This is a genomic window from Acholeplasma oculi (assembly GCF_900166985.1).
Taxonomy (GTDB): Bacteria; Bacillota_I; Bacilli_A; order Acholeplasmatales; family Acholeplasmataceae; genus Acholeplasma; species Acholeplasma oculi.
The window spans coordinates 101,365-128,018 of sequence record NZ_FUZK01000003.1 but is presented as its reverse complement, the minus strand read 5'-3'; the positions used below and the strand labels follow the sequence as shown (position 1 = coordinate 128,018).

Here is a 26,654-nt window from a genome sequence, read left to right as displayed (position 1 = left end):
TCTAGTTTTTGTTATAATGGATATAGAACGAAAAAAGGATACGATAAATTTATGATAGTACGCTCTAAAGCACCACTTAGACTCGGTTTAGCAGGTGGGGGAACTGATTTACCAAGTTATGCGAATATGTATGGTGGAATGGTTCTTAATGTAACAATCAATATGTATGCTCATACAACCATCGAAACACTTTTGACAGGTGAAGTAATTTTTGTTGCTCAAGATATCCAAAAAGAACTTACATTTAAAAGTGATAGTAAATTACCAATTGATCATGATTTAAAACTTCATGCAGGTGTTTATAACCGAATTGTTAAAGAATTTAATCAAGGTAAACCTTTATCTTTAAAAGTAACAACTAAAGCAGATTCACCGATTGGTAGTGGACTTGGAACATCAAGTGCCATTGTCGTTTCTATGGTAAAAGCTTATGTTGAATTATTAAAACTACCTTTAGGTGAGTATGATGTAGCCAAGCTTTCTTATGACATTGAAAGAAAAGATTTAAATTTGAGTGGTGGGATGCAAGATCAGTATGCTGCAACTTTTGGTGGGTTTAATTTTATTGAGTTTCACGGAGAAGAACATGTGATTGTAAATCCACTTCGAATTAGACAATGGTTAAAAGATGAATTTGAAGCATCTTTAGTCTTATTTTTCACAGGTCAATCTAGAGAGTCAGCACATATTATTGATGAACAAATTAAACATACAAGGGATAACGCATCGGATAACTTATCAGGGTTACATGAATTAAAACAAGCTGCCATTCGCATGAAAGAAGCGATTTTAAAAGGTAATTTAAGTGATGTGGCATTAGAACTTAAAAATGGTTGGCTAGCTAAGAAAAAAACGTCTAAGGCAGTCACCAATCCACTGATTGATACAATTTACGAAAAAGCGATTGAAGCGGGAGCCTTAGCAGGTAAAGTATCGGGTGCGGGTGGTGGTGGATTTATGATGTTTATTGTAGATCCTCTAAAAAAATTAGATGTAGAACGTGCACTTAAAAATTTTGATGGTGAGATTCGAAGTGTTGAGTTTGTAGAAAAGGGTACGAAGGGATGGTATGTATGAACCATTTAGACTATATTAAAAATGAATTTATAGAATCTGTTAAAGTTAAAGAAGCTGTTTTAAACAATCCAAAAATCTTAAATCAAATCAATGATGCAGCTAATTTATTAGTTGAAACCTATCAAAAAGGTGGACGTATCTTTTTAGCTGGTAATGGTGGTTCAGCAGCAGATGCACAACATCTAGCAGGTGAATTAGTATCCAAATTTTATTTTGATAGAAAAGCTTTAAGTGCGATTGCACTTACAACAGATACATCGATTTTAACTGCAATCGGTAATGATTTTGATTATAACTATATTTTTAAAAGACAACTTGAAGCACATGCAACACCACATGATGTCTTTATTGGAATTACTACAAGTGGTAACTCTAAAAATATCGTTGAAGCATTAAAATATGCAAAAGAAATTGGATTAAAATCGGTTGTCTTTAACGGTAAAGATGGAGGAATCATCTCCAAAGAAAATCTTGGAACAATCAATATCGTTATTCCATCACCAATAACTCCTCGTATCCAAGAATCCCATTTAGTGATTGGCCATACGCTTTGTGCAATCGTTGAGAAGGTTTTATTCTAATGGAAGCTATCATACTTGCAGGTGGATTTGGTACAAGACTTCAAGGTGTTGTTAAAGATGTACCTAAACCAATGGCAGATGTCAATGGTAGACCTTTTTTAGAATATGTATTAGATGACTTAATACAAGCTGGATTTAAGCATGCCGTGTTAAGTGTTGGGTATAAACATGAAATTATTATGAACCATTTTGGTTCAAAATATAAGGATTTAGATATTTCATATGCAATTGAAGAAGAACCCCTTGGAACAGGTGGAGCGATTCGATTTGCATTAAAAATAATAAAGAGTGATTACTTTTTTGTATTAAATGGTGATACATTATTTAGAATCAACTATCAAGAAATGATACATCCAGAACCCATCGTCATGGCACTTAAGTATTTAAATCAAAATGATCGATATGGTCAAGTTACCTTTAAAAATGGATACGTCTCATCATTCATTGAAAAAGGATCAGCATCTAAAGAAGGTTACATTAATGGCGGAATCTATAGATTCCACCGTGCATTTTTAGAATCTTTAATGTTACCTAAGAAATTTTCACTAGAAAAAGATGTGTTAGAAAAACATGTATTTTTAAAACCTATCAAAGGTGTATCATTTGATGCATACTTTATCGATATGGGCATACCTGAGGATTATCAAAAATTAAAGGAAGACTTACTATATGAATAAGGCATTATTTTTAGACCGTGACGGTGTGATCAATAAAGATCACCATTACGTCAATCAAATTGAAGATTTCGAATTTATGGATGGTATTTTTGAGTTATGTAAGAAATATCAAGATTTAGGATACTTAATTATTGTTTGTACAAACCAAGGTGGTATTTCAAAGGGTTATTATAAAGAATCAGATTTAATTGAAATTTCAAACTATATGACAGATGTCTTTAAGTCAAAGGGTATAGAGATTGCTAAAGTATATTATGAAATTTCAATGGAAAATAATCATCCAAGAAGAAAACCAAATCCAGGAATGTTTCTAGATGCAATAAATGAATTCCAAATCGATCCTAAGAGTTCCTTAATGGTTGGAGATAAAACATCAGATTTAATTGCAGCATACCGTGCAGGTATAAAAGAGAATTATTTTATTAAGGGAAAATACCCAGTCGAAGAGGCTTCATTCGAATTTAAAGTCGTTCATTCTTTAAGAGAGGTTTAACATGTCAAAAAAAGTACTATACATCTCAACTAGAATCTTTTGGCCAACCAATAGCGGTAAGAAAATTACTGCCTATTTTAATGCAATGGGTATGCATAAGATATACAACTATGATGTATATGTATATGCTTTTAAAGAAGTGGATCAAACTTATGATGAGGCAACAAAACCGGAATTTATTAAAGACGTATTAGAAGCTAAAAAGATTGGTAAGTTAACAAAACTTAAAAATTTAATCTTTAAAACGATATTTGGTAAATATTCGATTCAATCTGCATTATTCTATTCTAAGAAAAATGCAAATAGTATGAAAGCATATATTGATAAAATTCAACCAGATATTGTCATACTAGATATGATTAGACTTTCTAGGTATCATCATATCCTAAAGGATTATAAAGGTATTAAAGTCATTAATTTAGATGACTTATTATCCCTTCGTTATGAAAGACAATATCAGGAAGTTAATCAAGATATGCAAATAGGTGGACAGTACACTAAACAAACTAAAGGTTTTTTAAAAAAGTTAATCTCATTTAATTTCTTAAAGAGATTAACCCTTAAGTTTGAGGCATCTAGAGTTAAACATGAAGAAGGTCTAACAACCAAGCATTTTGATCATGCTTACTTTATATCTGAAAAAGAATCTCTGATTTATAATGTGAATTATCATACTCAAAAAGGTGTATCGATTACAATGGGAGTAGATACAACCTATTTTGGTGAAAATCTAAATATTCCTAAAGTAAAAAACAGATTAGTTTTCTTAGGAAATTATCATTATTCAGCCAATGTTGAATCGTTAAAGATGATTGTTGATAAAGTGTTTCCTTTTGTTGAATCTAAAGTAGAGCTTTTAGCAGTTGGACCTGTATCGGATGAAGTTAAAAAGAAATTTATTTTTAATCCTAATGTGATATTTACAGGTGAAGTCAAAGATTTAAGAACAGAAGTTTTAACAGGAGAAATCTTTTTAGTACCTATTGCATATGGAACAGGTATTAAAACAAAAGTAGTTGAAGGACTCGCAATGGGAATGCCTATTATAACCAATTCATTAGGTATTGAAGGATTGATGGTTGAAAACTTTAAAGAAGTAATGGTTGCAGATAATCCTGAAACGATTGCACTATATATTGATAAATTATTAAATGATGAACCTTTAAGAGAAACATTAGGACAAAATGCTAAAGCATATGCACTTAAAAACCATACATGGGAACTTATCTGGAAAGACTTAGAAAAAATAGGGTTTAAAAAGGATGAATGATGAAACTTTTTAAGAAAATCTATACGTTTTTATATATTTTAGGCAATATGGTGTTTACTAAAATGCCTTCTCGTACCATTAGAAAATTATACTTTTTAATGATGGGGGCTAAAATCGGCAAAGGTTCTGTCATTTTTAGACGTAGTGAAGTATTAAATCCTAAGGGATTAACCATAGGGAAGTTCACCAATATCGGATTCGATGCTTGGATTGATGCAAGATCTAAAATTACCATCGGTAGTCATACAACCATTGCAAGCAGATCTCAAATCATTACAGGAAGTCATGATGTAGACTCAGATACGTTTGAGGCAACATTTAAACCTGTAACGATTGGCTCTAATTGTTGGATTGGAACAAGTGCAATCATCTTACCAGGTGTAACAATTGGTGATGGTGCAGTTGTTGCTGCAGGCAGTGTTGTTACAAAAGATGTTGAACCTTATCATGTTGTTGGTGGTGTACCTGCTAAATTTATTAAATTGAGAAAAAAAGTCACATATCAACAAAAACGTTCACCCATTTTACACTAGGAGGATCCTATGAAAAAGATTAGAATCTTACATCTATTATCCGCACTTGAATTAACCAATGGTGTAGCAAGTTATGTGATGAACCACTATGATGAACTCGACCACGACAAATTTAAAGTTGATTTTTTGATTGTAAAAACTGCAGATCAAAAATATATCGATAAAATCGAAAAAAATAAAGATGAAATTATTTATGGACCCAAACTTACGCTTAAAAACTATGGTGCCTTCAAAAAGCATGCTAAAAAGCTTTTTGAAGAAAGAACGTATGATATTGTTCACTCACATGAATTCAATTGGGGTATGCCTTATTTAAAAGAAGCTAAGAAAAAACACATTCCAATTCGTATTTTTCATGCACACTTAACACTTTCTAGTCCAAAGAGATTAAACCGTATTAGAAATGCCTTTTTAATTCCAATATCTCTTAGAGCCTCTAATACATTTTTTAGTTGTAGTATGGTTGCTGGTAAATATTTTTTCAAGCAAAAACCATTTTACTTAGCACATAATGCAATTGATACTGAAAAATACATGTTTAATATCGAACACCGAAAAGATATTAGAAAGTTATTAAATATATCAGATACTGAAAAATTAATTGGTTTTTTTGGTCGTTTTGAACACCAAAAAAATCCAATGTTCACATTAAAAGTCTTTCAAGAGTTATCCCAAAGAGATGAGTCAGTTAAATTACTCCTTGTAGGTAATGGTTATTTAGAACAAAATATCTTAAACTTTATTGACCAAATGAATTTAAAAGATAGAGTCATTGTCTTAAGTCCAAGAAGAGATATCTATAAATTTTACTCAGCAATTGATTTATTTATGTTACCAAGTCTATTTGAGGGGTTACCTGTTGTTGGTGTGGAGGCTTTGTTTTCAAATCTACCACAAGTTTATTCAACAGAAATTACTAAAGAACTTAATTTAAATCAAATGATTACATATTTAGATTTAAAAGAACCAGTATCTAACTGGGTTTTAGCAATTGAAAACATTTTTGAAAAACCAAATGATAGAGTTCATTTTAATTTAGATAATTTAAAAGTATATGATATTAGACATCAAGGTAAGGTTATCATGGAAAAATATATAGAATTATTAGAAGAGGTAAATCATGGACGTTAAAGTATATGTCATGATGCATAAATTATATCAACCGATTATAAGTTACTTAGATGGTTCATATGAAATGATGCAAGTAGGAAGTGCATTAAATCCCAAAATCGAAGGTTACTTAAGTGATGATGGTAAAGATTCAATTTCAAGTAAAAACCCATTTTATTCTGAACTTACTGGATTATACAATATATATAAAGAACGAAACCATGATTATGTTGGATTAATTCATTACAGACGTTTTTTTACAGGAAAGAAATTTTCTATTTTTTCCTATCAAGCCTTAAGTAAAAACCAAATTGAACGAATTCTAACAAATCATGATTTAATCTTGCCTAAAAAAACACGTTTTCGTCAAACGCTTTATGAGAATTATAAAGCCAATCATTACATCAATGATTTAGATGAAACTAGAAAAGTAATTGAATCCTTATATCCGGATTATGTATCGTATTTTGATCAACATGTGCATTCAAAATATGCTTATTTAGCCAATATGTTTATTGGTAAAAAGGATTTAATGGATCAGTATGCTAAGTGGTTATTTGATATTCTTTTTGAATTAGAAAAAAGACTAGATATTTCTAATTATGATACTTATCAAAAAAGAATATATGGGTTTATTAGTGAGAGACTTTTTAATGTATGGTTGTTAAAAAATCAATTACGAATTAAAGAAGTAAAGGTTGTAACCATTGAATTAAATCCACTTAAAGAATTTATAAAAGATATTGGAAGAACCATCTTTGGTGTTTCAGGTATTTCCAATACAAAAAAGAGGTAGTCGATGAAAAAGTATGATTATTTAATTGTAGGCGCAGGTATCTTTGGAAGTGTGTTTGCATATGAAGCCAAAAAAAGAGGCAAAAAAGTATTAGTCATCGATAAAAGAAATCATATCGGTGGAAATATGTATACTAAAAATGATGAAGGTATTGATGTGCATGTTTATGGTGCACATATTTTCCATACATCCAATGAGGTTGTATGGAATTATATCAATCAGTTTACAAAGTTTAACAACTATATCAATAGCCCAATAGCAAACTACAAAAACACAATCTATAACCTTCCATTTAACATGAACACCTTTAATAAACTATGGGGTGTCGTAACGCCACAAGAGGCAATGGAAAAAATACGTCTTCAACAGTTAGAAAACTATAAAGAAAATCCTAAAAATTTAGAAGAACAAGCCATCAACCTAGTAGGTCCTGAAATTTATGAGAAATTAATTAAAGGGTATACTGAAAAACAATGGGGAATGTCTTGTAAGGACTTACCAGCTTTTATCATTAAAAGATTACCTGTTCGATTTACATATGACAATAACTATTTTAATGATACATATCAAGGAATTCCTGTTGAAGGTTATACAAAGATATTTGAAAAACTACTTGAAGGTATTGATGTTTGGTTAGAATGTGACTATTTAAAGGATAGAGCATATTATGATAGTTTAGCAACCAAAGTGTTATACACCGGACCACTCGATGCATTTTATGAGTTTAGATATGGTGTTTTAGAATATAGAAGTCTTCGTTTTGAACATGAAAGATTAGATATTGAAAACTATCAAGGAAATGCTGTTGTAAACTATACTGAAAGAGAAGTGCCTTATACCAGAATTATTGAACATAAACACTTTAATTTTGCGAAAACAAAACATACAGTCATAACTAGAGAGTATCCAGACACATATGAGGCTGGTAAAGAAATGTATTACCCAATTAATGATGATAAAAATAATGAAATCTATAAACAATATAAAGAACTTGCAAAGGAAGAAACAACATACTTATTTGGTGGAAGACTTGCTGAATATAAGTATTATGATATGCATGCAGTGATTTTAAGTGCATTATCACTTGTTAAAAACGAATTTAGTGATGAATCATAAACCATCTAGTTTATCTAAAAACTATATTTATAATTTAATCTATCAAGTATTAGTTGTTATTATTCCGATTATCTTGATTCCTTATTTGTCACGGGTACTAGAACCTTCTGGAACTGGTCTTTATGCATTTAACTATACGATTGTAACGTATTTAAGTTATTTTGCATTACTAGGTGTTCAGTTATATGGTACGAAGGCAATTGCTACAAAAAAAGACGATGAAAAACATTTAAGAAAAACATTTTTTGAAATTTTAACGCTTAAGGTTATAACAAGCCTGATCTCGATTTCTTTATTATTCTTAATTGTTTTATTGATTGAAGTGATACGAAGTATGGGAGGCGCTACCTTTTCACTTAGCCCTTTATTAAGTCCACAAATACTACTCATCCAAGGTTTATTTTTACTGGCGAATCTTCTAGACATTACATTTTTATATACAGGGTTAGAAAATTTTAAAGGTATTGTTATTAGAAACTCTATCATTAAGATTATGACATTAGGATTGATCTTTGTCTTTGTTAAAGAAAAATCTGATTTATGGATTTATGCACTGATCATTAATGGTGGTGAAGTCATTAGTCAATCTATTTTATGGATGGACCGAAAAAGAATACCTCTATTTAAAAATTTAAATGAAGTAAAAATGGACTTTAAACCAACAAGACATTTAAAAGATATGGTGATTTTATTTGTTCCTCAAGTGATCATTTTATTATATACAAGTTTAAATGTAACGATGATTGGACTCTTATCAACGGATATTGAAGTAGGATTTTTTGATATGAGTAGTAGAATTATTAATACAGTCTTAGTTATAGCGACCGCTTTGGGTACAGTGATGTTACCAAGAATATCGAAGTATCATCATGAAGGAAAACATGAAGAAATCAAGTTGATTTTAGATAAGTCATTAAAGACAACGACCTATCTTGCATATCCTTTAATGGTTGGGTTACTGGTATTATCAACAATCTTTGTTCCATGGTTCTTTGGACCACTTTATGTGGATGCGACCAACGTATTAAAATTTTACGCGATTAAGATTGGATTAGTTACATTATCAAATGTCATTGGTATTCAGTATATGATATCAACCAATAAATATAAACCATTTATTATTTCAGTATCGATTGGTGCAGTGATTACACTTTTATTAAATATTTTCTTAATACCAGTTTATGGTGCATTAGGAGCAGTTATAGCAAGCCTAATTGCAGAGGGATTTGTTACACTCTATCAAATCATTTCAACCAGAAAAGAAATTCCTTTTGCAAGATATATCCTAGAAACTTCTAAAGCATTCATAGCGGCTATTCTTATGGGAGTTATCATTTATCTTATGGACTTAGGTTTCTATCAAGATTTAGTACAACTTTTAAGTCCAAGACTGAGTGTTGACTTTTATACGCTCATTATCCTAGGAATTTATGGTATTTTAGGAGTCATTACTTACTATCTATTCAATCTTATATTTAAGACAAATGTTCAAATGGATATCATGAACCGCTTCATAAAGATATTTAAAAAGTAATTTAAACGAAAAAACGTTTTCATAGGCAAGTTCTTTGCCTATTTTTTTTTGTGGCGTATAATAACGGCGGATTAAACGATGAATATTCGGATTCAATTACATAATATACCATTTTTGGGTATGAAAAAAAGGAGTTTTTTGATATGAAAGTAGTTGTAGTAGGATGTACACATGCAGGAACATCTGCAGTAAAAAGTATTTTAAAACATCAACAAGATGTTGAGGTTAGTGTTTATGAGAAGAATGATAATGTATCGTTCTTATCATGTGGTATTGCACTATACGTTGGACAAGTGATTTCAGATGTGAATGGACTTTTCTATTCTAGTCCGGATGAACTAAAAAACTTAGGTGCGAATGTTCATATGGAACATGAAGTGTTAAAAATTGATTATGAAGAAAAGATCGTCCACGTAAAAGATTTAAATACAAAAAAAATATTTAGTGAGTCTTTCGATAAACTTGTTTTATCAACGGGTTCTTGGCCAATTATTCCTAATATTGAAGGTATCCGTTGTGAAAATGTTTTACTTTCTAAGAACTTCAATCAAGCAAATGAAATTATTGAAAAAGCTAAAACTGCTAAAAAAATAGTAGTTGTTGGTGCAGGTTATATTGGTGTTGAACTTGCAGAGGCATTTGAATTACTCGGTAAAGAAGTTGTCTTAATCGATGGTGAAACACGTATTATGCCAAAATATTTAGACCCTGAGTTTACAAATCTTGCTGAAAAAGCATTTACGGATCACGGTGTGAAGTTAGCTTTAGGCCAGAAGGTACAAGGATTTACTCAAAATGGAAATGTTGTTACACATATTCATACCGATAAAGAAAGTTTTGAAACAGATTTAGTGATTATGTGTATCGGCTTTAGACCGAACCAAGCATTATACCAAGGACAATTATCAACAACGCCTAATGGTGCATTAATTGTCAATGAGTATATGCAAACATCGAATCCTGATGTTTACGCATGTGGAGACTGTGTCAATATTTATTATAATCCAACCCATGAACATAAATATATTCCACTGGCAACCAATGCAGTACGTATGGGTATGCTTGTTGGTTTAAATATTAAAGAAAACAAGATTAAATACCAAGGAACTCAAGGAACATCGGGTATTAAAATCTATGATTTAAACATCTCATCAACAGGTTTAACAGAAGGTGTTGCTAAAGACTATCAATTACCATATGGTGTTGTATTAGTACACGATAGTAACCGTCCTGAGTTTATGCCTACCTTTGATAGTGTCATGTTAAAATTAGTATTTGATAAAGTCACACGTCGTATTTTAGGTGGACAAATCTTATCCACATATGATGTTACAGACAAAATGAATACATTAAGTTTGGCGATTCAAAATCAAATGACAGTAGAACAATTAGCATTTGTTGACTTTTTCTTCCAACCACATTTTAATAAGCCTTGGAATTTATTAAATATAGCAGCACTTGAGGCAATCAACCAAAAATAAAACCTTAACCTTTGACAACGACTTTGTCAAAGGTTTTTGATATAATATACCGTAAAGAGGTTAGAAGATGAACTTAGAACACATTAAACAGTTAATTGACCAAGACATATATCCATCGTTTTTCTTTAATGAAACCAACCAAGATATAGAGTATATGAACGTTGCTTTACTTCAATTATTAATTGATCCATCGTATTTATTATTAAAAATTAAAACACATGAACTAAACTTCAAACAAGGTATGCAAATAGATATTTTAGGTGAACGTTATACGTGTCACCGTTTTAAAATATCTACACCTGTAATAAAGGGTATGATTATTTCACTTAGAACCATGTTTCCAATGACTTTAGAAATTTTTAGAGATGCATACTTTTTAAATGCTGCAGAACCAAGTATTATAGTGGATCAAAAAGGTATGATATTTGATTCAAATCTCGCTTTTGAAGAATCTTTTGGGTATATAAACCGGGTGATTAAATCTTTATCCATTAAAGATTTAATCGATAAGTCTAAATTATCTTTAGAACAAAGTAATATCATTCAACAAATAGTTGAAGGATTTAATTTTAAAAATGAATTGATTCATATTTTTGATTATAGAAAAGTATCCATTCCAACACGAATGAGTACATCTAAAATCTATAATCATGAAACGCATATTGGTTCATTAATTAGTTTTAAAGATATAAGAGATAAAATCAATTTAGAAATTCAAAAATTAATGTTTGAAAAATTATTACTCCATATGACAGATGGAGCGATTGTTGTGAATAAGGATTACCAAATTGTTTATGCCAATGATGCTTATTTAACTACAACAGGATTTACACTAGATAATTTAGTAGACCAAAAAATAAAAATATTTAATCCAGTAAAACATTCTAAAAACCTGATAAATACAGTAGAGACCCACATGCAACAAAAAGAAGAGTGGCATGGGGAGGCATGGTATCCGATGATTCAAGATACTTATGTGATGCTTTGGACAAGTATGTATCCTATATACTATGAAAAAATGGATGAGGTTTACTACATTTTAGTACTTAAAAATCATCAACAACAAGAATTAGATCCAATTAAATTATCAGAACTCGTTCATAAAGATAATTTAACATCACTGTATAACCGATATTATTTTGTAAGCAAAGTAGAGAAAAGCTTAACTCAATATCCTAAACATAAACAATTTCTCGCATTTATCGATATGGATTCATTTAAACAAATCAATGACACTCATGGACATAGTTATGGAGATAACATCTTAAAACAAGCCGCACTCCTCTTTAAACAAATCTTTAAAGGTCATATGGTTGCTAGATACGGTGGGGATGAGTTTGTTGTTCAGTTTACATTAGATACGAAAAAAAAAGATATTAAAAATTACTTAAAAATATTTATGGATGAACTGGATTTATTTAGTAAAACCTTAGATAAATCTATCGAACTTAGTGCAAGTATCGGTTTTTCTGAATATCCTAAAGACGGTAGACATGTCTCTGATTTAATAGAAAAAGCTGATGAACGCATGTATCAATACAAAAAGCGATGATAAACACCTTATTTATGATAAGATTTGATGTATAATATAGTAATGTATATCGGTATAGGGGGATTTCATTGGCTAAACAGTTAAAAAACTATATCATTAGATTTTCGATTATATTCCTGTTGTTAATAACAGCTTTTTCGCTTTTTTATATCTTTTTAGTCCAAACCATCTTAAATACAGAAAGTAATCGTTTAGCATATCTTCATCATTTAAATACACAGGAATTACTGAACCAAAGACTAACAACTCTAAGAACTGCATATAATGAAGGAGAACTCGTGTTCTGGGATACCCTGGATTATAATGTAGAAGATGTTAAAAAGCCTATCACTAAACTATATGAAATTGATAAATTATCGAATGTATTTCATAATCAAACATCTGATGAAATTGTCATCCTTTTTAAGCACACAGCATTCAACCAAGTCATTTATAAAGAATTTAGTGATGTCTTACTTGAAATTGGAATTGAATTAGGATCTAATCAAGTATTAATTGATGACTTGGGTTTCATTAAATATTATGAAAACTATGATTATTATGGTGTGAATTATTTTTCTTCAAGTCTGATTCCAGAAACACTTTCTAATACACTGGATGAAAAATTATCCAACGAACAAACCTATTATACAAATTATCAAGAGAATCAATCTTACGTTTTATCATTTACGACGTTATCGAATGGATATAAATTTATATCGATTCAAGAACAAGTGATATTCCTTAATTATTTCCAACCGATCCTATGGAGTTATTTTGCCTTATCAGTAACGACTTTAATTGGTTATGTCTTATTTAGTATCTTGACAATTAGAAGACGTATTGTTGAGGAATTGTTATTTGAAAAGATGATGCTTAATAAACAAAATCCTTACCTTATTTTGGAGGTGGGTGGACTCGGTCAAATCAGACGCATGAATAAAAAATTCAAAGAACTGATTCCTGAGACATTTGAATTTAAGTTTATTACGGATTTAACCTCTGAACCACTAGATATTAAATTACATCTCAAAAAAGAATTAGCATTTTATATGAATATCGATAAACTAAGTAATGAAATTTTACGTGTTCGTTTTTTAGTCAGCAAAGGGGATAGAAACTATATAATGATTGGAGAAATCATTGATGCATCTTCCAATGATATGTCTAAATATGTAGATTTAGCAAGAAGATATCGACTCACCAATCTACCGAATCAGATTGCTTTAGAAGAACGTATTGTTGCTTTAGACCGTCGATCTAAATTCAGTTTAATCAGTTTAACGATGGATGAATTTGACCAAGTAAAGGACTCAATTGGTAGAGGACAAACAGAATCCCTTGTTAAAGCTGCTGCTAGTTTCTTTCAAGGTTTACTGGATTCTAATATGGAACTTTATCATTTAGAGTTAAATCACTTTGTTATACTGGTTACGAATGTAGCAAATTTTGAAGTTTTAAATGGTTATGCTAAAGGTATTTCTGATCAGTTAGATAAGAAGATGTTGATTTCTGATTTACCTCAAAAAATTAAACTCTTAATAGGTATTCTACATAACCAAGGTAAAGCAACCCAATTAACCTTAGAAGAAATTTTTAATGTGCTCTACTTAACCATTGAACGTGCGAAGATTTCTTCATCAACCAACATTGTTCAATATAATGATAGATTCTTAGATTTTGTTACAAAAACAAACCAATTAGAGTTAGATATTAAGCAAGGTATTCTAAAAGATGAGTTCCAAATGCATTTACAACCACAAGTGGATATCCAAACACAAAATGTAGTTGGATTTGAGTTACTCTTAAGATGGAATAATGAAAAATACGCTAAAGAATCACCAGCACTCTATATCAAACAAGCAGAACGTTCAAACTTAATTATTGAACTTGGCCGTGTGATAACAGAAAAAGTATTTAAAATTGTCAGTGAGTTTAAAGATTTACCAATTGAGTTTTCATTTAATATTTCACCTAAACAACTTTTACAACCGGGGTTTATTAATGAATTTATTGAATTAAGAGATAAATATCAAGTAGATCCTAGTAAGCTTGCTATTGAACTTACAGAAACACTTCTAATCCTTCAATTTGATTTAATCATTGAGAAGTTTAAAGCATTAAAGCAATTAGGCTTTAAAGTTCAATTAGATGACTTTGGAACAGGGTACTCGTCCCTTTCATATTTAAGAGATTTACCGATTGATATTATAAAAATCGATAAAAAGTTCGTTGATGATATTGAAAACAGTTTCCAAGCAAGACAAATTCTAAAAACAATGATTACACTTGGAAGAAACCTTAAATTAGGTGTCATTATTGAAGGTGTTGAAAACGAGAAACAAACAGATATTATCAAACGTGATGGTGGTACATACATTCAAGGGTTCTTTATTTCAAGAGCCATGCCACTTGAAGATGCTAAAAAATTTATTAAGAATCGGGTGAAAGAAATTGATCAATGATATCTTATTAACCATTGGGGTAACCATTTTATTAATCGGTATGATTTTAGGACTTATCGTACTACTTAAAATTGAAATTAGAAAATACCGTGATGATAAAATGTTGTTATCGGATCAAGTAATCTCTTATGATGTATTTAAAGCATTAATCGAACGTGTGATTAAAAGAAATACTAAAAAGAATTTACCATTTACAATCATCCAAATTGATATTGATAAATTTCAAGATATTGAAGATACATTCAATAAAGATGAAGAAGCATATATCATGAGTTATGTTGCAAGTCATATTAAAAGTGCTTTACCAGAAGAATCCATTATCTCTAGTTCTTCTAAACCAGATGAATTCTATATTTATATACCACATACCTATGATCACTCCAATATTTACTCACTGGCAAAAAATATTAAAAAAGAAGCAGAGAAAAAGATTCAAATACTTGATAAAATTACCATCAAAAAAACTATTTCCATGGCAATTGCATCATTCCCACTACATGGAAACTCACTCGACTTAATCAATCAATCATTAGAAATTGCCATGTATATGGTTAAAAAGAGTGGTGGTAATGATATTAAGTATTATAGTGATGAATTAAACCAAACTAAAGAAAATATGCAGCTTTATCAAGAACTTAAAATTGCTAAAGAAAATAAAGAGTTCATTTATTATTATCAACCAATTGTTCATTCTAAAGAGTTAACCGATGTGTATGGGTTTGAAGCACTCTTAAGATGGAATCATCCAAAAAGAGGTTTACTAATGCCAGGTCAGTTCTTGCACTTAGCAGAACAAACAGGAGAACTCGATGATATTGGAATTATTGCAGTTGAACAAGCATTAGAGTTATTAACAGATCTTTCACAATTACAACAAAGAAATGATTTGATTATTAATATTAACTTATCACCTAGACAAGTATTAAATGAAATGACTTTTACCATTTTCCAAAGAATGGTAGATAAGTACAATCAAGATGCATCCAGTATCGCAATTGAAATACCTGATTTTAGTTTGTATAAAAAGAATGAAGTTTTCAGAAGAAACTTAATTCGTATTAAAACACTAGGCTTTAAAATAGCGATGGATATTCAAACAACAGATTACGATATGTTAGATTTAATCGAGCGTTTCCAAATTGATATGATCAAGTTTAACAGAAAATTCTTTATGTTAGAAGATAACTATAATTTTAGAAAATACTACCAAATGATTGTGGAGTTTGCTGAGAATAAAAAGTTAAAGCTTGTAGCTGAAGGTATTGAAAATAAAGAGATGTTAAAATCAATTACTGAAAAAGGTGTTCCTTATGCACAAGGGTTCTTCATATCCAACCCATTAAGTCCTGAAGAATTATTCACATATTTAGGCAAAATTAAAAAATCGTAATAAAATTGAGCAAATCCTATTGACAATTTAAGAAAACTTGCTAAAATAAGTTATGAATCAAAAAAAGGGCAAAATTAGAGGAATCTAATGACGCAAAACTATAGGGCCTAAAACAAAATTAAGGTAGCCAGTTGCTAGTAATATGGCAATTGGCTTTTGTTTATTATAAAGGGGCAAAACATGAGAGTATCTAAACTTTGGGGTGTTAAAAACACAATTCGAAGCACCCGGAAATTATCTAAGTTCATATTCCTTCTCATCCCGCTATTTGGATTCTTATCCTTAACCTTGGGTGTTGTCTCATTTTATGGACAAAACACAGGTGACTTATCTGTTCGAGTGGATAATTTCTCAGGACACTCCATCAGATTATCAGAAACTGAAGATTTCGATAATCCAAGGACGATCCTAAGATACCCCGGAATGACCTTTATCAATCAAGCATCCTATAGCGGTATACTTGCGTTTCATTTACAAAGTGTTACACAAACTAATGGTTATTATCTACCTGAGGTATTAGATAGAGATAAGGAATTGGTTGCATTCTCATTTTATGTTAAAAACATGAATCAGACAGCAACCATCAACCGTATCAACTATAAAATAATGTTTGAGGAGTTAAATAATCATATTGAGGAACACTTAAGAATTATGGTGGTTGTAGACGGTGTAAGAAACACTTATGAATATCAACCATTTAGATTAAACGATGTTGAGACACTAAAATTTAGAAGTGAACAAATTGCAGTTGATGCAAACATCTTCGAATTAGGTGCCGGGAATCACGTAAAGGTTTCAGTATTAATTTGGATAGATGGTTATCTAGAAGAATATTTAACTGAAAACATTAAAAAGTATACTGAAGAAGAGTTGATTGGTGGTTCACTTAAACTCAACATGGTATTTAGTGTAGAAGGTGAATAATGATGAGAAAGTTATATATATCATTACTCACATTGATTTTGGTAGGATTAACCTTAACAACTTCAGTATTTGCCTGGTTCCAAGTTTCTAGAACAGGTATGATTGAAGGGGTAGAGTTAGGCGTAGCACTTGATGATGATTTAATGATTTCTTTAGATGGTATAGATTATTATAAAGATATCTCCAAAGAAATGTTAAGTTCAGTCATTGGTCCAAACCCAGTATTAAAAAACGTAACAACCCAAGATGGAATTAATTTCTTCCAAGGTCCACTTGCTCAAAGTAGTAGAGCAAGACCTAGAACTGAGTATATTGCGTTTGATATTCACTTTAGATTAACAAGTGATCATCCAAACCCAAATTATCATCAAAAATATGTATATTTATCCGACAGGACAAATCCTACATATCAAAATGCTACGCAAACAAAAGGAACATTCATTACATCTATGGGAAGACCTTGGGTAAACCCAATTAGTTTCCAAAACGGTATGGAAATTGTACCGGCTGGAACTAACAGAGTCTATTATGCAAAAGATGCAATGAGAATTTCAGCAAGAAATGCAGATACAAATGAAGTCTTCATCTATGATATCTCACAAGATAGATACAGAGGATTCGGAAAAATATTTGGAGCGTATGATTATTACATCAATCGCTTAGGAGTTAGCCTAGATATACCGGCTGAACCAGAACATACAATTTACCAGCTCACAGAGTTTTCAAGTTTACAAAATGATATTGCACTAGATAAAAGAAGTTTGTTATCAGAACTATCATTAGTAAGTGAGACAGAAGGTATTTATGTATATGAAGGAAAAACAACAATCAGTATTTGGTTGGAAGGATGGGATGCAGATGCATTTGATGCCATCTTAACCGATAAACTATTCATGAGACTCAACATAAGATCCGCAAGATTTGAAGAGGTTATAAATGGTTAAACGCCACGTAACAAAAAAAATAAAAAATAAATCCCATATAAGGAGAGGAAATAAATATGAAATCATTAACAAATAAATTAGTTATGTCAGTCTTAGCACTTGTCATGACAGGTGTTGCATTATCCATCGGGGTATATGCATGGTTCACAGTGAACAATACAGCTACAATTCAAGCATTTGAAGCTGATGTTCAAACAGGAGAAGGGTTCTACGTCTCATTAAATGGTACAGATTGGAAAAATACAATTACTACAGCTGATTTAACAACAGCAGTTTCAAGTGTTACATTTGTTGCACTTACATCTGAGGATGGTGTGGCATTAACAAATTTAGATACAACAGCAGCTGCAGTTGGTGGATATATTGAATTTGACTTACTATTTGTTGGTTCTAATGCATTAACTTCAATTGAGTTAACTAATATTTTATTATCAAGTACAACATCTTCTTGGATTCCAGGTGTTGATGTTGCAGGTACACGTTCTGCAGGTGCACCTAACACTGCAATTACTGAATATGCTTCTAACGCTGCAAGAGTCAGTTTTGAAGATTTATTTACAGCATCTGCTGTAACAGTTGTTGAACAAGCATCTGGTGCATTAGGAGATACTTTAACTACTGGTGCAAACGGAAACTCATTAGGTATGGGAACATTCGCTGGTAACGAAGCCGTACTATTCTATAATGCAATTATGGATGATGCGATTTTAGAAACTGAATTTGATGCAGCTGCATTAGTTGAACCTACTTTAATTCCAGCAGGTAATGGTATTAATGCTGCAGTTGGTACTTTGTATACGAATGACACTGCAACCTCATTAACATTTAATGTTCCAGGGTCCGTAACTGGTGTTATTGGTACAAACTACAAAATTGGTGCTTTAACAGTACGTGTATGGGTAGAAGGTTGGGATCAAGAAGCATTTAACTCAATTCTATCTGGTACATTATCCGTTTCATTCTCATTTACTGGTATTTAATAAATCTATAGTTTAAACTAACATTGATATTGAAAACATACCTTGAGGACTAAAAAAACTTAAGGTATGTTTCAATATTTTACTAAAAAGTGGTATGATATAATTAGTAAAAATTATAGAGGTATGAAAATGACAAGTAAACAAAAAGTGTTTAAATATTTAGGAATTGTTGGAAATGTATTATTTTACTTATTATTATTAGTATTATTACTGTTTTCAATATCTAATTTATCGATTCAAAATGAAAGAGATTTACCAAATATCTTCGGTAAGGGGTTTGTATCCATTCTTTCAGGATCGATGGATGGAGAAAACCAAGATAATTTCCCAACAGGTTCTTTAGTATTTATTGATATCTTAAACAATGATCAAAAGGATTCGTTAGAACCAGGTCAAATTGTCGTATTCTTTGATACCGTTCAAAAAATACATATCATCCACAGAATCAAAACAATAGAAGGTGACTTAGTTGTCACACAAGGGGATGTCAATGCGAATACCTTTGGTCATTATAATGGTGAAAACATTAATGCAAATATGCAATTAGAGATTAACCATAAAGATCAAATCATAGGTAAGTATACAGGACATTTCACTGGTGTAGGTACATTCATTCAAGAAGTACGTTCACCAAATGGTTTCTTATTATGGATTGTCTTACCATTGCTCTTATTATTTGGATTTGAAGTTGTCGTTTTCGTAAGATTCTTACTTCAACGTAATAAATCTAAGTTAGAAGCTAAACATGAAGCTGAAAAAGAGAAGTTAAGATTAGAAATTCAAAAAGAGATGGAAGCTAATCAAAAGAAATAATTAAAACTTTAAAAAGAGGAATTAAATGAGTGAGTTTGCTACTTGGTATATAGAATTTATCCAAAGTTTCTTTGAACATGTGGTTTTGTTTTTCCAAACAATACTCAGCGCTTTTGTTCAATTTTTTTGGATTAATCCAAGTTTATACCTAGAATCATTTGTTCAGTCCTCTATGAATTATAATGCGCTTGACTGGATGATTGGTATATTCATATTGATTATTAACTTTATCTTTGTTGTATCGCTCATATACTTTATCTTCGTACTCTTAAGAAGATACTTTAGATTTGTCAGAAAAGAAGTTTCTAAAGATGATCTTATTCTAGAAATTTCAGACTTAAATCAAAAGTTAATTGATGTAACAGATGAAAAAAATGCAATCTTAACACTGAAATCAAGTGACCTTGGATTACCAATGAACAGACGAAGTGTTACAGGTGCAATCAACAAATTAGAAAATGATGAAGAAGAAGAAAAGAAGGATGAGAATCCATCACGCTTCACGAAACTTATTGCAGTTGATGAAACCTATCATATGGAAGTTTTACAAACCAATATGACTGAACATGATATGCTTAATTTATCTCAACTTGTTGATCGCTTCATTAACTTTGCAGCATCACAATTAAAATTATTTTACACACATAAAATTATTGCAATCTTCTTTGCAGGTATGGCTTCCTCTAAAACAATGATTTTAGAAGGTATCTCAGGTACCGGGAAAACCTCCTTACCATATGCAATGGGTAAATTCTTTAATAACGATACATCCATCATCTCTGTTCAACCATCTTGGAGAGATAGAGCTGAAATGATTGGTTACTTAAATGAATTTACTAAGAAATTTAATGAAACAGACTTCTTAAAATCTATTTATGTTGCAACTTATAGAACTGATTTAAACTTTATAGTACTGGATGAAATGAACTTAGCACGTGTAGAATACTACTTTGCTGACTTCTTATCTATCCTTGAAATGCCAAATACATCAGAGTGGTTAATTGATATTACACCAGACAGTGTTAAAGGCGATCCAGTTCACTTAAAAGAAGGTAAACTCTTACTTCCACCAAACATTTGGTTTATTGGTACAGCAAACCGAGATGACTCAACGTTTGCAATTACTGATAAAGTTTATGACCGTGCTGCATCTATTGAATTATCTGTTAAAGCAGACTTTATTGATGCACCATTTACAGACTCCATTCATGTAACTTATGATTATATGGATTCACTCTTCAAACAAGCTTGGAAAGATCATCCGATTTCACAAAAATCTCTAGATAGCTTAGCAAAACTCGATCAGTTTATTAGAGATAATTTCCAAATTACATTCGGTAACCGTATTATGAAGCAAATTAATATGTTCGTACCTGTGTTTGTTGCATGTGGCGAAACTGAAGTTGATGGACTAGACTATATTGTTACACGTAAAGTATTAAGAAAATTTGAATTTCTAAACTTACCATTCCTAAGAAAAGAACTGGATGAACTTCTAATTGTCTTAGATAAGCTATTTGGTAAACAATCATTTAATGAAGCTAGAGCAATGATTAACCATTATAAAAAACAAATGTAAGGTGGTAGAGGTTATTGAAACAAAGTTACGACTTAGATTTATTCTACTCCATGTTAATCTCCTACATTGATGATATCGAAACAGAAACGGATTTCCCTGTTTACTTTTATCAAGGATTATATGAAGGACAAAATAAATTAAAGAATGTAACAACAACCGAAACCAAAAAGTTTGATGATCACTGGATTGCTGCAATTGAATCTTATTATCCATATATTGATAAAATTGCTAGAAACTATAAATCAGCACTTCGTGTTGAAGAAGATGTTGTGATCATTGAAAAAGCTAAAAAGACAGGTTCTAGAACTGTTAGACATTTAGCAGCGAATACACATTTATTAAAATTACCAGAAGATGGTATGGATAAATCACAAATTCGACCTAAAAAACTACTGGTACAACAATCTGAAGATGAATTTGGAATTTATGAAAATAGATTTGTATCGACTTTAATTCATCGACTTGTTCAATTTATCTCTAAAAGAGTTCGGATTTTAGAAGAAGATGTGAACACAACTAAAATTAATGAATTAAGTCAAAATGTTGAGATTAAAATTGATAATTCGATATTTGAAATTGATATTAACCTAAGAGAAAAAGAAACGATTGATAAAGGAACCATAGAAGAACATAATCAATCACTTCTAAGACGTGCACAAGAATTAAATAAGAAAATGGGTAGTTTATTAAACTCAGAGTTCATGAGAGTGATGCGTAACTATAAACGAGTTATGCCGCCTATTATGAAAACACAAATTATCTTAAAAAACGTGAACTATAAAAACTGTTATCTCTTATGGCAATATCTTGATCAGTACAGTAGTTTAGGTTATGAGCTTATTAAGGATGTTAAACAAAAACGATTTAATGAAACGTACCGTAAACATTTAAATCAATCTGCATTATTTGCATTTGCAACCATGATGTATCATGATAAATTTAGAGAGAAAAATGCAAATCTACTGACACATAAATACAAAATTAAAAAAGCAGAAATTATTAAGATTAATCCAGAAGATTTAATGACGGATCCAAAACAGATTCAAATCGAAGATACAAAAATTAATGAGTATTATCTTAATAAAAATAAACAAATATTTAAGAAAACTTTAGATCAGTATTTAGAGCAAGAACCAAAATATGAAATAGCACTTAAAAAAGCTTTAAAAGATACGATTGAAATTACGAATAGTCTATATGCTTCATACTTTGAAATCAATCAAGATGATGATGTATTTAATAGACTGGTTCAAGAAACCAATCCTAAAGAAGACTTAGAAAGTGCAGATGAAAAGTTTAAAATTGCAAGTATTGTGAGAGAGCTTAAAGAGTCTGATTATAAAAAAGCAATTGCACTTGAAAAGAAATGGTATCAGTCTGTCTTAAAGTATCAAAAGAGATTCTTTAATTCAGTTAAAGTAGACAGTGATAAAGCACTAAGACTTGAAGCTAAAAAAGTTATGGAAGCAAACAAAGCCTACATGAAACTTGAAAGATTAAAATACTTAGAAGAACAAAAAGTACAAGTATTAAAAGATAAAGAGATGCTCATTGAGTTAAAAGCAACTTATAGAGATCGTTATAAAAAAGAAGCACAGCGTTTAGCAGAAATTGAAAGACGAAAAGCAGAGCGAGAAGAAAAACGATTATTAAAACAAAAGAATGATGCGAAAGAAAAATTAAGAATTGCAACAGAAAAGCAGAAACTAAAACAAAAGCAATACATTGATAAACAGAAGAAAAAAATTAAAGCGAGTCATGAAAAAGCTATGGCCTCTTTAAAAAGTAAAAAATGAAAAAATCAATTCGAGTGATTCAACTCATATTAATTACCATTATTCTTTTGATTACTGCTTTAATCGTTACTGTATCGTTCATGAGTTTTATATCTAAAAAACCTGTATCTATATTGGGTTATTCGTATGGAGTTGTTGAAACTCACTCTATGGAACCGATGATACTTGTAGGTGATTTTGTTCTCATTCAAGACGTGGATTACACCATATTAGAAGTCAATGATGTGATTGCATTTAAATCCGTTTACGGCATCACAATTGTTCACCAAATTATATCAAAACATGATGAAGGTTTTATTACCAAAGGAATCAATAATCCTGAGGACGATTTTGCAACTGAAGGCTATATAACAGCAGATGAATATATCGGAAAAGTCACACAATTTGGTGGTAATTTCATCGGTAAATTCATTGTGGACTCTAGATTAATATTTATTGGAATAATTATAATCATATGCTTGGTATTATTTATCATTCAAGGGTATAATATACTTAAGCAATTATTTATGAAGCAAAAGCAAAAATACGAAAAAGACTTAGCAGACTATAAAAAAGAACTATTAGAAACATTAAACAAAGAAAGAAAAGATTAGGGGCAAACTTAAGGGAACTTAAGGACGCAAAACTAAAGGGTCTAAGAAGACAGCCAGTTGCATCGGAAGGATACAGAATGAAAGCATTAAGAAGATTTATTATCTTAATCATATTCGTACTGATATCAGTTACTACGATGGTGACTGGCGTTTTTGCATGGTTTATTGACTATGGCAATATGGGCAGTGTAGATCCATTTGGATCAACCATCATTTCAAACAATGAAGTCTTACAAGTAAATGCTGAATCCGAAGAAATCTTCTTAGGAGATAGAATTAGAGATTTAGTTTATTTAACAGATGTTGAATTTAATACACCAGGTCTTGATTTTTACGGATTTGCATCTGTAATTCGTCTAAATGTTGAAAACCCAGGATTACTATCTGTAAATGTTAAATTACAATTAAATGTGGTAGCTGCACCTGAGTTTGGAAGTTTAGCAGGAAGTCAACCGGGAATCAAATACCTTGTATTAGATGAAAATTCAAACATGTCTCAAATTACATATCTTACTGAAAGAATATCGTATTTCCAATCAACTGCTAATGTATTTACCGCTATTGGTAATCACAATGCACAAGGGATCAATATACCAGCTCAATCAGATAAGGATATCTATGTGTATATCTGGGGTTCATATGATGGACTTACACCAGATCAAAAACTAGTGTATCATTCACTTATATACCGTGTAAAGGTTATGATATAGGTGACCATATGAAAAAAATTAGAAAAATACTTATTTTATTCTTAACACTCGTTATCTCAAGTACAACAATAGCTGGTGTATATGCTTGGTTTATGTTACAACCAGCAACTGAAGCATTAGATATTAATGTACGTAGTACAGATCTTTTTGATGCAAGAGCAAATATTACTTTAAATGGGCAATTTATTGATTATAATAATGCATTAGTTGATAAGAATAGTTTAACTATAAAATTAACACGTGCTCAAGTTATTAGCTATACAACAGGTGGAATCATGAACCTTAATTTAAAGGTCGTAATCTCCCCTGAAAAACCAATTAATGTCCGTTTAAAAGTTGTTGAACAATGGTTAAATGGAACAACGGTTTTAACAAGACCTAATGTCTTTAGTTGGAATTATGCAAATCCTTCACTTATTGATAGTCAAGGTTATTATAATCATGACCAAGTATTATCAAAAACATTTGGTCAAAATGAGATTAACTTTGTTTCAAGTGCAAATGTAAATACTGCAAATCTACCAGCCAATTCAACGGTTAGAATTTCAATGATCGTTTCAGCAACTCAAGCAAATCGTTCTAGTAATTGGAATTTAAGTCAATCCAATCATATCGTTAAGACATTTAATGTTGCATCTCAAATTTCTTCACAATCACTTAATATTTTATTTACCAATGTATCAAATGAAGCATTAAAACGTGGTATTTATGTAGAGTTTAAATCACCAAGTAATCACTATACATATATTTGGCATCAACGAAGTGCTTTAAATGAACGTTTAACACTTCCAGCAGCCAATTATAATGTCACAATCAATTTAGTGAATCATGTCGATTTTACAGTTACAAGATCAGGAAACACCATTAATATTAATGCAGTTTATCAAACACCTTCAAGTTGGGGTGTTGAGGCTTTACTTTATTCTCCGTCCATGATTACCAATTGGCAACCAGGTATTAACTATAGTACCGATGACATCGTATATTATGATGATGCAGATAATAATGGTGAAAATGCAGGATATTATAAAGCTAGAGCAAACTCAATTGGTGCACATCCAGATACATCTGCATGGGCATGGGAAATTGTTTCAATTAGATTTAATAGTAGTCGTGTCTATAATCCAGGTGAAATTATATATAATGTAAACGATGGAAAATTTTACCGTGCAAAACAAACTGTTTGGCCAGGTAATCCACCGCCACTTGCATGGGCATGGGAACCGTTAAGTGCTGAGTTTTCAGCAGGTTCTGAACTTGTTAGAGGTAAATATACATATACCATCTCAGGTGGTGTTCGTACAAACTATGTAGCATATAATAGTTTTAGAGCAGATTCATCCACACCTCAGTCATGGCAAGCAATTCGTCTTACAGGTATGGAGTTTAATTCATTTAATTATCAAAAATATGTTACTGGTGAATATGTGAGTTATCTAGGTAATTATTACTTAGTTACAGGTGGTGTATCTTGGGGCAATCCAACAACAAATACATCGAACTTTAGACGTATTAGTAGAACACATACAAGTGGTTATACATATGCAGCAAACACAATTTTATTCCATAATAGTACGTATTATGTTGCAACTTCATCAACCAGTCAAACACCAGGTGGCACAGGATGGGCAACCATTAGCCATCAAGGAACATTTAATAGTTCTACAACATACAGTAGATATCAAAGTGTCATTTTTGATGGCGTGAGATATTTTTGGAATCAAAGTGGTACTTCAACGGGTGCTAATCCAAGTACAAGTACTGGGTGGTGGTCTTTAGATGAAGGATGGCACTATAAAAACACTTATGGACAACATGCCTTTGTTCTACATAATGGTGATTATTACACATTAAGAACAGGCACATCAACCAATCAAGAACCAGGGGTAAGTGGTGCATGGCAAAAATTATCCGATGAATGGTCATTAACAAGTACATATTTTAATACAACAACTCAAATTAGTATTGTATCTTATAATAATGAAATGTATGTTTGGACAGGTACAAATGGTACAAACTCAACAACAGCTCCAGGAACTGCTAGAAATGGATGGAATGAGTTAACAGATGTATGGCGTGCAAACAACTCATACAAACAAGGTGACTTCGTTATTTATGATGGTTCGTTCTGGGAATTACTTCCTGCAACCAATCCAACAGGAACATCCAATGTTCCAGGAATTGATTTTAACGTTTGGAAAGAACACCCAATTGACTGGGACCCAATAACAGGATAGGAAATAAGCAGCTTATAGAAAATT

The 26,654-nt window shown here is 31.1% G+C and carries 22 protein-coding genes, 1 pseudogene and 2 riboswitches; all 23 genes and pseudogenes read left to right on the top strand.

The features are described 5' to 3' along the window. Window positions 1-51 precede the first annotated feature (51 nt). The 23 genes and pseudogenes from B5X49_RS06440 (at window position 52) to B5X49_RS06330 (ending at window position 26,630) form a co-directional block, all read left to right on the top strand. Complete coding sequence (locus tag B5X49_RS06440) at window positions 52-1,077, top strand: GHMP family kinase ATP-binding protein (RefSeq protein ID WP_045749069.1); 1,026 nt, start codon at window positions 52-54, stop codon at window positions 1,075-1,077. Next, window positions 1,074-1,658, top strand: a complete 585-nt coding sequence (locus B5X49_RS06435; protein WP_045749070.1) for a D-sedoheptulose-7-phosphate isomerase — start codon at window positions 1,074-1,076, stop codon at window positions 1,656-1,658. The genes B5X49_RS06440 and B5X49_RS06435 overlap by 4 nt, the downstream gene beginning before the upstream one ends. Further along, complete coding sequence (locus B5X49_RS06430; protein ID WP_045749071.1) at window positions 1,658-2,335, top strand: nucleotidyltransferase family protein; 678 nt, start codon at window positions 1,658-1,660, stop codon at window positions 2,333-2,335. The genes B5X49_RS06435 and B5X49_RS06430 overlap by 1 nt, the downstream gene beginning before the upstream one ends. Next, the gene (locus tag B5X49_RS06425) at window positions 2,328-2,828 is read left to right on the top strand and encodes a D-glycero-alpha-D-manno-heptose-1,7-bisphosphate 7-phosphatase (RefSeq protein WP_045749072.1); all 501 of its coding nucleotides are present in this window, start codon (window positions 2,328-2,330) and stop codon (window positions 2,826-2,828) included. Before B5X49_RS06430 ends, B5X49_RS06425 begins: the two co-directional genes overlap by 8 nt. A gap of 1 nt (window position 2,829) precedes the next feature. Further along, window positions 2,830-4,098, top strand: coding sequence for a glycosyltransferase family 4 protein (locus B5X49_RS06420; RefSeq protein WP_045749073.1), 1,269 nt, complete (start codon window positions 2,830-2,832; stop codon window positions 4,096-4,098). A gap of 332 nt (window positions 4,099-4,430) precedes the next feature. Continuing rightward, window positions 4,431-4,586, top strand: a pseudogene (locus tag B5X49_RS07850) (DapH/DapD/GlmU-related protein); the annotation flags it as partial. A 54-nt stretch (window positions 4,587-4,640) separates the two neighbouring features. After that, complete coding sequence (locus tag B5X49_RS06410; protein WP_045749075.1) at window positions 4,641-5,762, top strand: glycosyltransferase; 1,122 nt, start codon at window positions 4,641-4,643, stop codon at window positions 5,760-5,762. Further along, entirely contained in the window at window positions 5,752-6,537 is a 786-nt protein-coding gene (locus B5X49_RS06405) for a DUF4422 domain-containing protein (RefSeq protein ID WP_045749076.1), read from the top strand. The genes B5X49_RS06410 and B5X49_RS06405 overlap by 11 nt, the downstream gene beginning before the upstream one ends. Before the next feature lie 3 nt (window positions 6,538-6,540). Continuing rightward, window positions 6,541-7,653, top strand: coding sequence for a UDP-galactopyranose mutase (glf, locus tag B5X49_RS06400; RefSeq protein ID WP_045749077.1), 1,113 nt, complete (start codon window positions 6,541-6,543; stop codon window positions 7,651-7,653). Then, window positions 7,622-9,187, top strand: coding sequence for a flippase (locus B5X49_RS06395; RefSeq protein ID WP_045749078.1), 1,566 nt, complete (start codon window positions 7,622-7,624; stop codon window positions 9,185-9,187). Before glf ends, B5X49_RS06395 begins: the two co-directional genes overlap by 32 nt. 143 nt (window positions 9,188-9,330) lie before the next feature. Beyond that, window positions 9,331-10,668, top strand: coding sequence for an FAD-dependent oxidoreductase (locus B5X49_RS06390; RefSeq protein WP_045749079.1), 1,338 nt, complete (start codon window positions 9,331-9,333; stop codon window positions 10,666-10,668). Between the two features lie 67 nt (window positions 10,669-10,735). Then, window positions 10,736-12,220 carry a diguanylate cyclase domain-containing protein gene (locus B5X49_RS06385; RefSeq protein ID WP_045749080.1) on the top strand — a complete coding sequence of 495 codons (1,485 nt, stop codon included), beginning with the start codon at window positions 10,736-10,738 and terminating at the stop codon, window positions 12,218-12,220. 68 nt (window positions 12,221-12,288) lie between these two features. Continuing rightward, complete coding sequence (locus B5X49_RS06380; protein WP_045749081.1) at window positions 12,289-14,664, top strand: GGDEF domain-containing phosphodiesterase; 2,376 nt, start codon at window positions 12,289-12,291, stop codon at window positions 14,662-14,664. Next, window positions 14,654-16,054: a GGDEF domain-containing phosphodiesterase gene (locus tag B5X49_RS06375; protein WP_045749082.1), complete on the top strand. Its 1,401-nt coding sequence runs from the start codon at window positions 14,654-14,656 to the stop codon at window positions 16,052-16,054. Before B5X49_RS06380 ends, B5X49_RS06375 begins: the two co-directional genes overlap by 11 nt. Window positions 16,055-16,111: 57 nt before the next feature. Next, window positions 16,112-16,193: riboswitch (cyclic di-GMP riboswitch) on the top strand. Between the two features lie 41 nt (window positions 16,194-16,234). Continuing rightward, entirely contained in the window at window positions 16,235-16,978 is a 744-nt protein-coding gene (locus B5X49_RS06370; RefSeq protein WP_045749083.1) for a hypothetical protein, read from the top strand. 2 nt (window positions 16,979-16,980) lie between these two features. Then, window positions 16,981-17,922 carry a hypothetical protein gene (locus B5X49_RS06365; RefSeq protein WP_079560762.1) on the top strand — a complete coding sequence of 314 codons (942 nt, stop codon included), beginning with the start codon at window positions 16,981-16,983 and terminating at the stop codon, window positions 17,920-17,922. A gap of 56 nt (window positions 17,923-17,978) precedes the next feature. Next, a complete protein-coding gene (locus B5X49_RS06360; protein WP_045749085.1) occupies window positions 17,979-18,902 on the top strand; it encodes a hypothetical protein in 924 nt (307 codons plus the stop codon). A gap of 129 nt (window positions 18,903-19,031) precedes the next feature. After that, on the top strand, window positions 19,032-19,715 hold the full coding sequence (locus B5X49_RS06355) for a S24/S26 family peptidase (protein ID WP_045749086.1): 684 nt from the start codon (window positions 19,032-19,034) through the stop codon (window positions 19,713-19,715). Window positions 19,716-19,740: 25 nt separating this feature from the next. Further along, window positions 19,741-21,294 carry a hypothetical protein gene (locus tag B5X49_RS06350; RefSeq protein WP_045749087.1) on the top strand — a complete coding sequence of 518 codons (1,554 nt, stop codon included), beginning with the start codon at window positions 19,741-19,743 and terminating at the stop codon, window positions 21,292-21,294. A 14-nt stretch (window positions 21,295-21,308) separates the two neighbouring features. Further along, complete coding sequence (locus B5X49_RS06345) at window positions 21,309-23,090, top strand: hypothetical protein (RefSeq protein WP_045749088.1); 1,782 nt, start codon at window positions 21,309-21,311, stop codon at window positions 23,088-23,090. Further along, window positions 23,087-23,683, top strand: a complete 597-nt coding sequence (locus tag B5X49_RS06340; RefSeq protein WP_045749089.1) for a signal peptidase I — start codon at window positions 23,087-23,089, stop codon at window positions 23,681-23,683. The genes B5X49_RS06345 and B5X49_RS06340 overlap by 4 nt, the downstream gene beginning before the upstream one ends. Beyond that, a riboswitch (cyclic di-GMP riboswitch) is annotated at window positions 23,675-23,748 on the top strand. Its footprint overlaps the gene before it by 9 nt. 12 nt (window positions 23,749-23,760) lie before the next feature. Then, complete coding sequence (locus tag B5X49_RS06335) at window positions 23,761-24,393, top strand: hypothetical protein (RefSeq protein WP_045749090.1); 633 nt, start codon at window positions 23,761-23,763, stop codon at window positions 24,391-24,393. An 8-nt stretch (window positions 24,394-24,401) separates the two neighbouring features. After that, window positions 24,402-26,630, top strand: coding sequence for a hypothetical protein (locus B5X49_RS06330; RefSeq protein WP_045749091.1), 2,229 nt, complete (start codon window positions 24,402-24,404; stop codon window positions 26,628-26,630). The last annotated feature ends 24 nt before the right edge of the window (window positions 26,631-26,654 follow it).